General features: G+C 52.4%; 12 protein-coding genes. 6 read left to right on the forward strand and 6 right to left on the reverse strand.

Annotated features, from left to right (window positions below):
* Nucleotides 1–10: 10 nt before the first annotated feature.
* The 5 genes from CKO12_RS02195 to CKO12_RS02215 all read right to left on the reverse strand — a co-directional run bounded on the left by CKO12_RS02195 (nt 11) and on the right by CKO12_RS02215 (nt 3,748).
* Nucleotides 11–283, reverse strand: a complete 273-nt coding sequence (locus CKO12_RS02195) for a YebG family protein (RefSeq protein WP_200153097.1) — start codon at nt 281–283, stop codon at nt 11–13.
* Nucleotides 276–728 (reverse strand): inner membrane protein YiaA, encoded by a 453-nt coding sequence (gene yiaA / locus CKO12_RS02200; protein ID WP_200153098.1) that lies wholly within the window; start codon nt 726–728, stop codon nt 276–278. Before yiaA ends, CKO12_RS02195 begins: the two co-directional genes overlap by 8 nt.
* 54 nt (nt 729–782) lie before the next feature.
* Nucleotides 783–908 (reverse strand): cytochrome bd-I oxidase subunit CydX, encoded by a 126-nt coding sequence (gene cydX, locus CKO12_RS02205; protein WP_200153099.1) that lies wholly within the window; start codon nt 906–908, stop codon nt 783–785.
* Nucleotides 909–989: 81 nt separating this feature from the next.
* The gene (gene cydB, locus CKO12_RS02210; protein WP_207146228.1) at nt 990–2,132 is read right to left on the reverse strand and encodes a cytochrome d ubiquinol oxidase subunit II; all 1,143 of its coding nucleotides are present in this window, start codon (nt 2,130–2,132) and stop codon (nt 990–992) included.
* A gap of 14 nt (nt 2,133–2,146) precedes the next feature.
* Nucleotides 2,147–3,748, reverse strand: coding sequence for a cytochrome ubiquinol oxidase subunit I (locus tag CKO12_RS02215; protein ID WP_200153100.1), 1,602 nt, complete (start codon nt 3,746–3,748; stop codon nt 2,147–2,149).
* A 501-nt stretch (nt 3,749–4,249) separates the two neighbouring features.
* Between CKO12_RS02215 and CKO12_RS02220 the strand changes: the two genes are divergently transcribed.
* Together CKO12_RS02220 and CKO12_RS02225 are read left to right on the forward strand one after the other, a co-directional pair.
* Nucleotides 4,250–5,923: a methyl-accepting chemotaxis protein gene (locus CKO12_RS02220; RefSeq protein ID WP_200153101.1), complete on the forward strand. Its 1,674-nt coding sequence runs from the start codon at nt 4,250–4,252 to the stop codon at nt 5,921–5,923.
* 34 nt (nt 5,924–5,957) lie between these two features.
* Nucleotides 5,958–7,178 (forward strand): response regulator, encoded by a 1,221-nt coding sequence (locus CKO12_RS02225; protein WP_207146229.1) that lies wholly within the window; start codon nt 5,958–5,960, stop codon nt 7,176–7,178.
* A gap of 7 nt (nt 7,179–7,185) precedes the next feature.
* Here the strand turns inward: CKO12_RS02225 and CKO12_RS02230 are convergent, their stop codons facing one another.
* Complete coding sequence (locus tag CKO12_RS02230; protein ID WP_200153102.1) at nt 7,186–9,315, reverse strand: putative bifunctional diguanylate cyclase/phosphodiesterase; 2,130 nt, start codon at nt 9,313–9,315, stop codon at nt 7,186–7,188.
* Nucleotides 9,316–9,437: 122 nt separating this feature from the next.
* On the opposite strand from CKO12_RS02230, the gene CKO12_RS02235 reads away from it, so the two are divergent.
* From CKO12_RS02235 to hypD, 4 genes are all read left to right on the forward strand, one after another.
* Nucleotides 9,438–9,797: an Hpt domain-containing protein gene (locus CKO12_RS02235; protein ID WP_200153103.1), complete on the forward strand. Its 360-nt coding sequence runs from the start codon at nt 9,438–9,440 to the stop codon at nt 9,795–9,797.
* A gap of 142 nt (nt 9,798–9,939) precedes the next feature.
* Nucleotides 9,940–11,166, forward strand: coding sequence for a bifunctional phosphopantothenoylcysteine decarboxylase/phosphopantothenate--cysteine ligase CoaBC (gene coaBC / locus CKO12_RS02240; protein ID WP_200153104.1), 1,227 nt, complete (start codon nt 9,940–9,942; stop codon nt 11,164–11,166).
* On the forward strand, nt 11,150–11,629 hold the full coding sequence (gene dut, locus CKO12_RS02245; protein WP_200153105.1) for a dUTP diphosphatase: 480 nt from the start codon (nt 11,150–11,152) through the stop codon (nt 11,627–11,629). Before coaBC ends, dut begins: the two co-directional genes overlap by 17 nt.
* 122 nt (nt 11,630–11,751) lie before the next feature.
* Nucleotides 11,752–12,885: a hydrogenase formation protein HypD gene (gene hypD / locus CKO12_RS02250; protein WP_200153106.1), complete on the forward strand. Its 1,134-nt coding sequence runs from the start codon at nt 11,752–11,754 to the stop codon at nt 12,883–12,885.
* The last annotated feature ends 31 nt before the right edge of the window (nt 12,886–12,916 follow it).

Genomic DNA, 12,916 nt, shown 5'->3' on the forward strand with positions numbered 1-12,916 from the left:
ATCAAACCTCTCACTCAGCGCCGGCATCAATTGCGGTGGTGAATTCAATTGTTTTGCCTTTCAAAATACGCTCCACCGTTGCGGCATTGCGCACTAAATAAAAAGTGAGTTCGTCCATGCCGGTCTCCGATAGTTCTCGCGCAATCCCTTCAGCGCGGAGCAATTGCGCCAGCCGTTCGGCATTTTCCAACATGCGATCAAACGCATCAGCAGCTTTTTTATCTTGAGTGCGCAAGCGTTCCGCTCCGTGATGATCTTTCACAATATATTCAATTTCAATCATGTGATGCGTCTTTTAAGTGGTCAGTTGACAATGGCGCGGCGGGCGCTAATAACGCCAGATCGCGGACGTTCTTTTGTACCGCAACCGCAGCAAATAGGCTTAATACAAACGACATGGCATAGAAGCCTTTTTCACTTGCTGCCAGCGTTGCATTCCATAACCCAACGGCTAATAACAAAATCGACATTCCCAATGATAGCCAACATAAACCGAAATATAAGCCGGTGACGGGAATGCCTTCGAGCCGGTCGCGTACTGATTTTTGTAAAGAGACAGCGGCAAATAAACCATATAACAATAACGTGAGATAATAGCCTTTTTCATTCAGTGGCATTGCCGCATTCCACAATCCCGCCAGATAAGTCAATGCGCCAATGAATAGCGCCAGCCACGATGCGCCAATAAAAGCGCCAGTCGGTCGTGCAGTTGCTGTTGGTAGGTTCATTGCGCCAGCTCCGCGTCACACTGCAATTGACAGTGTGACGTTTAGAAATTGCCGTTAATGCGGGGTTTGATCGTCGTTCGCAACGCCGTTGGCGCATTGTTCTGATTCGTACCACATGACGTTAATGATGCCGAATGCCAGCGCCAATAACACGCCTAATAACCAAGCGAAATACCACATTGTTTGCTTCCTCTTTGTTGCGCTGAATGCGTTTCGACGCTAAAACGCAATTAGTGTCTTGCGGCACCAATTGCGCTTTTTTTAATACGCGAGATGATCCTGTGCTTGGATTTCTTCCACTGTGACGCGCCGCCACATCATTACATAAGTCCAGGTGGTATACAGTAAAATCAACGGAATGAAGATCACCGCTGCCCAAAACATCACGCTCAGGGTTAAATGACTGGATACAGCATCCCATGCAATTAAACTGCTATTCGGATGCGTCGTTGAGGGCATAATGAACGGAAACATCGCTGCGCCCGCTGTCATAATAATCCCAGTTAATCCCAAACTACTGGCAACTAACCCCCAACCCGGGCGGTCATTTAATGAACCGACAATGCTTAATCCTAAACCCGCAAATCCCAATAATGGGAATAGCAGCGTTAATGGATAAGTGCCATAGTTTGATAACCACGCATGAGCTTCTTGTATCACTTCTTTGGTTAAAGGATTGGGCGTGGCATTCGGAATGTGCTCGGATACAACGCGGAATCCGTCAATACCAGTCGCTAACCAGATGCCAGCCAATGCGAATGCGGCGATGGTGGCTAATCCAATCTGTTTGGTGACTGCTTTTGCGCGTTCGGCAATTGGTTCAGCGGTGCGTAATTGCAGCCAAATTGCGCCGTGCAAAGTCAACATTCCCAAGCTGATAAAGCCAGCCAGCAGCGCAAATGGATTGAGTAAGCCTAAAAAGCTGCCGCTGTAATACGGACGCAGGAAATCATCGAGATGAAACGGGACGCCTTGCAATAAATTGCCGAATGCAATCCCGAATACGAGCGCGGGCACTGCGCCGCCGATGAATAAGCCCCAATCCCACGCATTGCGCCAATGTTTATTGGCGATTTTGCTGCGATAATCAAATCCGACCGGGCGGAAAAATAACCCGAATAACGCCAATAACATGGCGAAATAAAAGCCGGAAAATGCTGCGGCATAAACCAGCGGCCACGCTGCGAAAATCGCGCCGCCAGCAGTAATTAACCACACCTGATTACCGTCCCAATGCGGGCCAATGGTGTTAATGATGACGCGGCGTTCGTCGTCGGTTTTGCCCAAAAATGGCAGCAAGGTGCCGACGCCCATGTCCATTCCGTCGGTGACGGCAAAGCCAATCAGCAGGATGCCGACTAAAAGCCACCACACCACTTTCAGCGTTTCATAATCAAGAATCATCGTTGCTACTCCGGCTATTCGACTGGTTTTTGCGGCGCGGTGGCTGGCGTCATCCCGCCGGCGTGACCGCTCTGTTCGTGATGGTAGCGCCCGGTGTGGAGCGAACTCGGCCCCAGCCGCGCAAACTTCACCATCAGGAACATTTCGATCATAAACAACGTGGTATAGAAGATCAGGAACCCGGATATGCTGATGATGAGATCGTTCGCAGTCAGGCTAGAAGCGGCGATGCTGGTCGGCAGCACTTCACCAATCGCCCACGGTTGGCGACCGAATTCCGCGACAAACCAGCCGGTTTCCACTGCAATCCAAGGCATCGGAATGCTGAATAAAAACAGCCACAGCAGCCAGCGTTGCTGTTGAATCACGCGCTTGGCGTTGAAATAAAATCCCAGCACCAGCAGCAGCAACATCCACACACCCGCGCCCACCATCACGCGAAATGCCCAGAAAATCGGCGCGACTTCGGGAATCGAATCCTTGACCGCCAGTTGGATTTGCTCCTCGCTGGCTTGTGCGGGATTCTCGACATAGGTTTTGAGCAGTAGCCCGTAGCCTAAATCCGCCTTGTGCTTTTCAAATGCGGTGCGATTCTCCGGCGTGTCCGCGCCGCCGCGCAGCAATTCCAAATACTCGTACGCAATCATGCCGTTACGAATCCGCACCTCGTGCTCCGCCATCAAATCTTTCAAACCTTTGACTTCGGTGTCGAGCGAGCGGGTGGCGATCAAACCCAGCAGCCACGGGATTTTGATCGCGTCGTGGGTTTCGCGGTCGTCGTTATTGGGATTGCCGTACACGGTGAACGCCGCTGGTGCGGGTTCGGTTTCCCATTCCGCTTCAATCGCCGCCAATTTCACCCGTTGAATGTCGCCGACCTCATAACCGGATTCATCGCCGAGCAAAATCACCGACAAAATCGACGCCATGCCAAAGCCGACGGCGACGGAAAACGAGCGTTTGGCAAAGGCGAGATCGCGCCCTTTCAACATGTACCACGCGCTGATGCCGAGCACGAACATCGACGCAGTGACATAACCGGCAGCGACGGTGTGGACGAATTTGACCTGCGCGACCGGATTCGTGACCAATTCGGCAAAGCTGGTCATTTCCATGCGCATGGTTTCAAAGCTGAATTCTGCGCCGACCGGATTTTGCATCCAGCCGTTGGCGATCAAAATCCACAGCGCCGACAGGTTGGAGCCGAACGCCATTAAAAAGGTGACGCCCAGATGCTGGCGCTTGCTCAGGCGTTCCCAGCCGAGGAAAAACAAGCCAATGAAGGTCGATTCCAAAAAGAACGCCATCAAGCCTTCAATTGCCAAGGGAGCGCCAAACACGTCGCCAACATAATGGCTGTAATACGCCCAATTGGTGCCGAATTGGAATTCCATCGTTAAGCCGGTGGTGACACCGAGCGCGAAGTTAATTCCGAATAATTTGCCCCAAAACTTGACCATATCGCGGTAAATCTCGCGCCCAGTCATCACATACACGCTTTCCATGATGACCAAAATCCACGACAAACCGAGCGTCAACGGAACAAACAAAAAGTGATACAGCGCCGTGCTGGCAAACTGCCAGCGCGAGAGTTCAATCATGGAGCTATCGAGCATGAGCCAGTCTCCTCATTTGCAATGAAATCAAGCAATACACGCACTTCTTAGCTGACGGCAGCGGACGCGATGGAGCTGGAACGCTCGTCAACTGTGACGCAGATTGGTGCGACAGATCAGCGATGAAAGGGATCGTGCTGCTGTCTGGGGCAATCATATCAGGAAGGGCTGCGCCCCCGCGCCGGTCGCTCGCGCCCGCCAAAAAGCTGCCAGACCCCAGAAGCAGACTGCAAAAAAATACTGATTTTTATCACATAATTGACAAATGACCGATAAAGTCAACAGTCGCACCCTTACACTCACGGGAATAAAATCAGCGCCAATTTACCGCTGCACCCGTTGTTTTAGCGAAAACTGATAAACTAATGAACTGCACGATCCGCTAACCACCGCGCTGAAAGTGCTTTTTTTAATGTTTACCCTCATTAAAACTCACCACTTTATCGTGATTCAATCTATTGTACTTGCCTTTTAGCAGCAAGGTTTTATATGGAGCATTACATGAAGAATATGCGTTTGAGCGTCAAGTTAATCGTCAGTTTTTTATCAGTAGCAATGATCGTATTGGTCGTCGGTTTAATTGGAATAAAAGGCGAAATAGATATGCGCAATCATATCGAAATGATCGGACAAACGCGCTTACCTGCAATTATTGAATTAGATCGGATGAACATCGAACGCTTACAGGTTCGCACCCAAACCCGTACCATCATGGCGCATGTGAATTGGACTGCCGAAACAGCGGCAGCATTAGAGTTGATTTCTCGGCAACGCTTGGCATCGTGGAAAATTGTTGAAGACGCTATTGCAGCGTATGAAAAATTACCAAAAAGTAGCGATGAAAAAGCGGTCAATCAGGTGTTTAAGACCGAATATTCAGCATGGCGAGCAAACTATATTCCCGTCGATCAACTGCTCTTGAAAATGGCACAAGCGCCAACTGCGGAATCCTACGCACCATTGTATGAAGAATTTATTAGCTTAGTGAAAAAAATGACGCAGGTATCCGACCGAGTTGGCGTACTCATTGATACAATGATTGCATTTAATAATCAAAGCACTCACGCCGCCGTTGAGCTGGCATTAAAAGAATCTGGACAAATGTTTCAATGGATGAGCGTTGGCATTGTATTCGCGTTGAGTTTAGCGGTTGGTTTAGGCTTATTTATTACCCGCGACACCTTGCGACATATTGGCGGCGAGCCAGCGGTGGTAGTCAATATCGTCAATCGCGTTACTGCCGGTGATTTCACCACACCAATTGCATTACGCCCTGATGATACCGATAGTTTATTAGCCGCTTTTGCGCACATGGTGACAAATATGCGGCGCGTATTAAATGAAGTGACGACAGCCAGTGTGCAGGTTGCCGCAGCAGCAGAACAATTGTCAGCAACCAGTGAACAAATGCGCGAACAAGTGCGTTTAGAACAATCTGAAACCGATCAAGTCGTCACTGCCATGAATGAAATGAGTACGACGGTAGAAGAAGTTGCGCGTCATGCTGCTGCTGCCGCAACTGCTGCGCGTGAAACGGATCAAGAAACCGAAGCCGGCAGCAAGGTTGTGATGCGAACGGTTGCCGCTATTGAAGCATTAGCGCAAGAAGTGGAAGCCGCCGGCGCAGTGATTGCGCAATTGTCCGTTGATAGTACTGAAATTGGTGCGGTATTAGATGTCATTCGTGGCGTAGCAGAACAAACCAATTTATTAGCATTGAATGCCGCAATTGAAGCGGCGCGAGCGGGTGAACAAGGACGCGGATTTGCGGTAGTTGCAGCAGAAGTACGCACGCTGGCAAGTCGCACACAATCATCAATTTTAGATATTCAAGCGAAAATTGAACGGGTGCAAAATAGTTCAGCCGGTGCTGTACAGGTGATGGAAAAAGGGCAAGTGAAAGCGCGAGAAAGTGTCGCTCAAGCGCGACAAGCTGGCGAATCATTACATGTGATTAGCGTGTCAATTACGAGCATCAATGATATGAACCGCCAAATTGCTAGTGCGGCGGAAGAACAAAGCGCCGTTGCAGAAGAAATCAATCGCAATATCCATACGATTTCTGGCACGGTGGATCAAACGGCTACTGGTTCAGCGCATATTGCAACGGCAAGTGAAGAATTGGCACGCTTGGCTGCGCAATTACAAGAGCGGCTGGCGCAATTTAATATCTAAATGATTGCTCACGATCTGAATATAGAGATTTCCAATGCGTATCATTGTAATTGAAGATGATGCCTCAACTGGCGCACTTTTGGTGCAATTGGTAAAACGATTATGGACAAACACCAGTGTTTATTTAGCGTCTGATGCTGCTTCCGGTTTGGAGCAATGGCGCGATCATGGCGCTGATCTCATTCTCTTAGATTGGGCTTTGCCGGGCATGAGCGGCATTGAGATTTTGAAGCAAATCAGACGCGCTGATACGACAGTAAAATGCGTGATGATTTCTGGTCACGCCGAGCGCGATGTCATTCTGTCAGCTCGCGCTTATCAAGTCGATGCGTTTATTGTAAAACCGTTTAATGCCAAGCAAGTGATGGCACGACTTGGCGAAATAATGGCGCTGCCGGAACCATCTTCACCTTCACCCGCTACCGGTCATTTTGAAAGTTTTGAGGATTTTATTCATTTTCAGATGAATAAAGGCACGCTAGGATTGCCAATTGATCCGGCATTGGTGAATTCGATTGAAGGAATGCGCACCGCTACGGCTGGAGAGCGTGTGCGGGTTTTGCGGCGCTGCCAATTTCATCCCGCGTTGGTGTTTCGGCTATTAAGTTTAGCGAATAGCGGTCAATACGTTCAAGGCATGGAATCAGTTGAAACTTTTGAAAACGCAATTCAAGCTGTCGGTTTAGATGGATTTATTAATTTGGCAGTGGAAATGTCGTTGCATCCCGGTAGTCATTTGCGCCAAGAGTTTCTCATTGCCCACCAGAATAAATATCAACGCGACGGCTTGGCATTAGCAGAAGTGATTATGAAATTGTCGGCAACGTTGAGTTTCAGTTTTAATGCGGCGCGTTCGGCGTGTATGTTGTATCGGGTGGGCGAATTGTCGTTATTGCAAGTGATGCAGGCGTGGCTTGATTTGGGTTATTCATTGAGTGAAGAAGATTGCACCGCAACTCTGAAAGCCTATTCTGCTGCCACTGGAAATCGGATTAAAACGCAATGGAATATCCCCAATACTATTCGCGGGCGCATCGGTGCCGCTCATTTATTGCCGTCGGGTACGGTAAAAATTGATGCGCTGGTGATGCGCATTGCGCACCTGTTATTAACCAATGATACTCAACACGAATTGCCGCGTTTAGTAGCGCGGGTCGGTTTAACTGAAACGCAATTGGATCAGTACCGCCCCAACGCTATTAAAGATGAACGCCTCAATGAAGCGGTTGTGGATGATGAATCAAGCGCGGAGTGATGACGCGCTAATCGCTCAATGCGAGGTCTGCACCGGGGCGGACAAATTCAGCAATCAATGTTTCTAGTTGTGCCGCTGCCATTGGTTTGCCAATTAAATACCCTTGAATTTCATGAACACCCAACGCTTCAATAAAATCACATTGCCGCAGCGTTTCGACGCCTTCTGCAATCACGCTTAATCCCATTGTTTGCCCAATTGCGGTCACGGCTCGCACGATCACGCGGTCGGCTTGGGCGTGAGTGATATTGGTGACAAAGGTGCGATCAATTTTAATGGTATCAATGGGAAAGCGAAGTAAGTATTCCAGCGAGGAGTGACCAATGCCAAAATCATCAATAGCAATCTTTAATCCAATAGCGCGGAGGCGTCCTAATAATGCAATGGCGCTGGTGGGGTCTTGCATTGCTAAACTTTCAGTGATTTCTAGTTCTAAATGCGCTGGCTGTACTCCAGTTTTGGCAATGACCTGTTGAATGGTGGCGAATAAATTAGGCTCCAAAAATTGGCGCGGCGATAAGTTAATTCCGACGCGCAAATTCAATCCGGCGCTTTCCCAGCGTTGCGCTTGCCGACAGGCTTCTTCTAAAACCCATTGTCCAACTGTGGCAATTAAACCGAGATTTTCTAATAACGGGATGAACCGCACCGGCGACACCATTCCTAACGTGGGATGTTGCCAGCGCAGCAGCGCCTCCGCGCCGACGATGGTGCCGGTGCGCAGTTCCATTTGCGGTTGATATACGAGAAAAAATTCGTCGCGTTCGAGCGCCGTGTGCAGCGCCCGTTCCACTGCCAAGGTTTCGGTGAAGCGTGATTGCGAGGGCGGCAGCGGCGTGGCAACCAGCACGGCTCGCGCTTGACTCCGCGCCAGCCGTTGCGCGTCCTGCGCGAGCATGAGCAGTTGATTGGGGTCGGTGCCGTGTTCTGGTGCGACTGCGACGCCGACGCTGAACGTCAAAATGGTTTCGTCAGCGGCGAGATGAAGATGAAAAGGACGTCGCAGTTGCACCAAGATTGATTCGAGTCGATCCAAACCGGCGGCGAGCGTGGCGGCGCGGATCAACAGGGCAAATTCATCGCCGCCAACTCGTGCCAAGGCGTCCTGCACCACCACTAAACGGCGCAGGCGTCGTGCCAGTCGTGTCAACAGCAGATCGCCGCCAGCTTCGCCGAGGGCTTCGTTGTGGCGATGAAAGCGGGCGATGTCGAGCCAGATAATCAGCAGCACTTCGTCATCATCCAAATCAAGCGTGCTCAACACTTCGGCGCTGCGGCGCAGGAAGAGCCGTCGATTGGGGAGGTCGGTGAGATCGTCGTGCAGGGCGAGATAATCGACCAGCGCCTCGGTTTGGCGCAGCGCGGTGACATCTTGCACGGCACCAAACACGACGGCTTGATCTGCGCCTTGCACGCCGCGTTCGCCCACCAAGCGCACCAAACGTTCGATGCCGGCGGTGTGGACGCGCAGCTCCAGTTCCAACGGCGTATTGGCTTGGCGGGTCAAGGTCAATAAGCGTTGGGCGCGGGTGCGGTCGTCAGGATGAACCAGCGCCAGCAGTTCTCCCAGCCAGCCCACCGCCGGGCTGGCCACGCCGAGCACAGCGTGGAGATCGTCTGACCAATGGAGGGAATCGTCACTCAAGCGCCATTCCCAAAAAGCGAGCTTGGCGATGCGACAGGCGGAGAGTTGACGCAAATGGCTGCGGCGCACTTCGCGCCCCAATTGCCCGCTGCGCAGGGCGTAGCGCACCCGCTGCGTTAGCAACGTCCAGTTAATTGGCTTGGTAATAAAATCAGTGGCACCGGCGCTAAACGCATGATCAATCGCTTTCAAATCATTGGCACCGGTCAACATGATCAGCGGGGTGCCGGCATCTTGATCAAGCGCACGCATTTGTACGCAGGTGGCAAAACCATCAAGCACTGGCATCATCACATCTAATAACACCAGCGCCGGGTGATGTTGTGCGAACAGCGCCACCGCTTCCATTCCATCGCTGGCTTCAATCACCACAAAACCTTGACGACTCAACACGCCGCGTAACAACAAGCGCGTCGGTGTGTCATCATCAACGATCAACAACACTTCACCGGTTGGCAATAATTCGGCAGGCGCAGATGGAACTGGGGACATTGTATTCAGCGGAGGCGGCGGATCAGATTGCACGGTTATGACTCACTATTATTCGAGACCGCAGTGGACAATGGTGACCACTGTATTAAAAAGAAACATCAGATATAAAGGAGACACGCGGCATGATGTATTTAGATGATGAAGTGCTCAATGAATTGTTAGAGATTTTAGGCGAAGAGGATTTATGTGCCATTACGACCAGTTTTGTTGAACAATTGACGCAACAATTGACCGATTTGGCGACGTATTGCGCCCAAGCCGAACTCGCAGAAACTGCCCGCATTGCCCATTCTCTCAAAGGTGGGGCTGGCAATCTGGGAGCCAATGCGCTGTCTGATGCGGCGGCGGTATTGGAGCGGCAGGCACGGGCGGGAGCGGCAGAACAGGTGCTGGCGGCGATGCAGGCGTTGCCCGATGTTGCTCACCAAACGGTCGCTGCGCTGCGCGAGCGTGGTTATTTACCACCGGATTCTGCTGCCTGAGTCGGGTCATTTTGAAGTTGTCAGTTGTCAGTTGACAAATGAATTTAACAACATCAATTACTTAAATTTTTCACTGCGTCGTGCCTTCCCAGACTCAGTTGGATTTACTGCTCATCACCATCTGACCACTCACAACAAACCCATGACCATTCACACAGCCCCCACACACGACCGCTCACACATTGTGCTTGGCATTGGCGGCGGTATCTCCGCGTACAAATCCGTTGATCTCGTGCGGCGTTTGAAAGAACGCGGCTTTGAGGTGCGCGTCGTGATGACGCAAGCCGCCACTGCGTTAGTGACGCCGCTGACATTTCAAGCTGTGTCCGGGCATCCGGTGCGCACGAGCCTGCTTGATCCCGGCGCTGAGGCGGGCATGAATCATATCGAGCTGGCGCGGTGGGCAGATTGGCTGCTGATTGCGCCAGCGACAGCGGATTTGATGGCGCGTCTCGCCGCTGGCATTGCCGATGATCTGCTGACGACGCTGGCGCTGGCGACTAACGCGCCACTGTGTCTCGCGCCGGCGATGAATCAACACATGTGGCGACATCCGGCGACGCAGGAAAATCTGCAAACGTTGCGCGAGCGCGGGGCGCGGATTCTCGGCCCGGCGGAAGGCGATCAGGCCTGCGGGGACAGCGGGCCGGGGCGGATGCTGGAGCCAGCCGAGTTGGCGGAGGCGATGCGTCCACAAGCGGAACGGCGTTTGATCGGCGTGCGGACGGTGCTCACTGCCGGCCCGACGCGAGAACCGTTGGACCCGGTGCGTTATCTCAGCAATCGCAGTTCGGGGCGGATGGGTTATGCGCTGGCGGCGGCGCTGACGCATCGCGGGGCGCAGGTGACGCTCATCACTGGACCGTCGGCGCTGCCGGTGCCGACGGTGGCGGAGGTGGTGCAGGTGGAAACGGCGCTGGAGATGCACGCAGCGGTGCTGGCGCGAATGGCTGACTGTGAGTTGTTTGTGGCGACGGCGGCGGTCGCGGATTATCGCCCGCTGGAGTGCGCGGCGCAGAAGCGCAAAAAGGATGCCGAGCTGCTGACGCTGCAATTGGTGCGTAATCCCGACATTCTCGCGGAGGTGGCAGCGCGGGAGTCGCCGCCGTTCACGGTCGGATTTGCGGCGGAGACGGAGCAACTTGAAATCCATGCGCGGGCGAAGTTGGCGCATAAAAAAGTCAACCTGATTGCTGCCAATCAGGTCGGCGGGGCGGTTGGTGGTTTTGACCGTGAAGACAACGCGCTGACGGTGTTTTGGGAGGGCGGCAGCCGGGCGTTGCCGTTGATGTCAAAACCCAGTTTGGCGCGAGAACTGGCTGATTTAATTGCAGAACATTATCGAGGTGCGGATGCTACAGCAACTTGAGGTCAAAATTCTCGATGCCCGTTTGGGCTGTGATTTTCCGTTGCCGCATTACGCGACCACCGGATCGGCGGGGCTGGATTTGCGGGCGATGTTGGATGCGCCGTTGGATTTGCAGCCCGGCGAGTGTGAGCTGGTGCCGACGGGGTTGGCGATTCATATCGGCACGCAAGGCGTGGCGGGGTTGGTGATGCCGCGCTCCGGGCTGGGACATCGTCACGGCATCGTGCTCGGCAATCTGGTGGGCTTGATTGACTCTGACTATCAAGGGCCGTTGCTGGTGTCGTGTTGGAACCGCAGCGACACCGCATTTCGGATCACGGTGGGCGAGTGGATTGCGCAATTGGTGCTGGTGCCGGTGCTGATGGCGAAACTGGTGGTGGTTGATGCGTTTCCACCGTCCGAGCGCGGCGCGGGTGGCTTTGGACATACGGGGCTGGGACTGCCGACGCCGCCGCCGCGTTGAGGGTGTCAGTTGTCAGTTGAAAAGCTAAAAAAGTTGGTTATTTGTTGTCAATCTTTTTTAATCAGCGGATTAAAAAAGATTGACAACTCAATAAAAAACTGCTCACAACATTGGGTTTTCCCATGTCAATTCCATCTCTTGCCGCATTCCGCGATCCGACGCTGGCGCGACGTTTAGCAGCAACCATTGCCGCCACAATTGATCCCACCCGCAAATATCGGTTCATGGAATTTTGTGGCGGTCATACCCACGCCATTTTTCGCTATGGTCTCGCTCAACTCCTGCCGCCACAAGTGCAATTCATTCACGGGCCCGGCTGTCCAATTTGCGTATTACCCATTAGCCGTTTAGATCATGCCATCGCTTTAGCAACGCAACACGAGATCACGCTGTGCAGCTACGGCGATGCGCTGCGCGTGCCCGCCAGTCACCGCCGCAGTTTATTGACCGCCAAAGCAGACGGCGCGGACATCCGCGTCATCTATTCCACGCAAGATGCCGTGCAACTGGCGCGAACCCAGCCAGAACGTCATATCGTATTGTTTGCAATCGGTTTTGAAACCACCACGCCCCCGACGGCAGTCGCGCTGCATCTGGCTCGCGCCGAACATCTGCACAACTTTTCCGTCTTTTCCAATCACGTTCTCACCCCGGCGGCGCTGCGCTGTATTCTCAGCGCCCCCGCGCCCCAACGCCTTGAATTAGATGGCATTCTGGCGCCTTCGCACGTCAGCACCATCATTGGCACGCAACCCTATACCTTTGTTGCTGAAGAATTCCAAATACCAATTGTCGTCGCCGGATTTGAACCATTAGATGTGCTGCAATCCGTATTGCGTTTAGTACAACAATGCAATCGCGGAATATGCGCAGTTGACAATCAATACACTCGCGCCGTGACCGCAGCGGGTAATCGTAAAGCACAAGCATTGATGGCGAGTGCATTTGCGATTCGCCCCACCTTTGAATGGCGCGGGCTGGGGCAATTGCCGCAGAGTGGATTAAAAATAGCAGCAGAATTCGCCGAGTTTGATGCAGAATTGCGTTTTTCAGTCACACTGAACGCCACCAAAGAAGTCAGCGGTTGTGCGTGTCCCGACATTTTGCGCGGAATAAAACAACCGCCAGAATGCCAATTATTTGGCAAGCCATGTTGTCCAGAAAATCCGTTAGGTGCCTGCATGGTATCCGCCGAAGGTGCTTGTGCCGCGTATTGGCAATACCGCACCGCAACACGGACAACTTCATTAAAATAATGTGATCTTTAACACTAACAATTAGAGAAAA

The sequence above is a fragment of the Chromatium okenii genome (genome assembly GCF_016583745.1).
Classification (GTDB): Bacteria; Pseudomonadota; Gammaproteobacteria; order Chromatiales; family Chromatiaceae; genus Chromatium; species Chromatium okenii.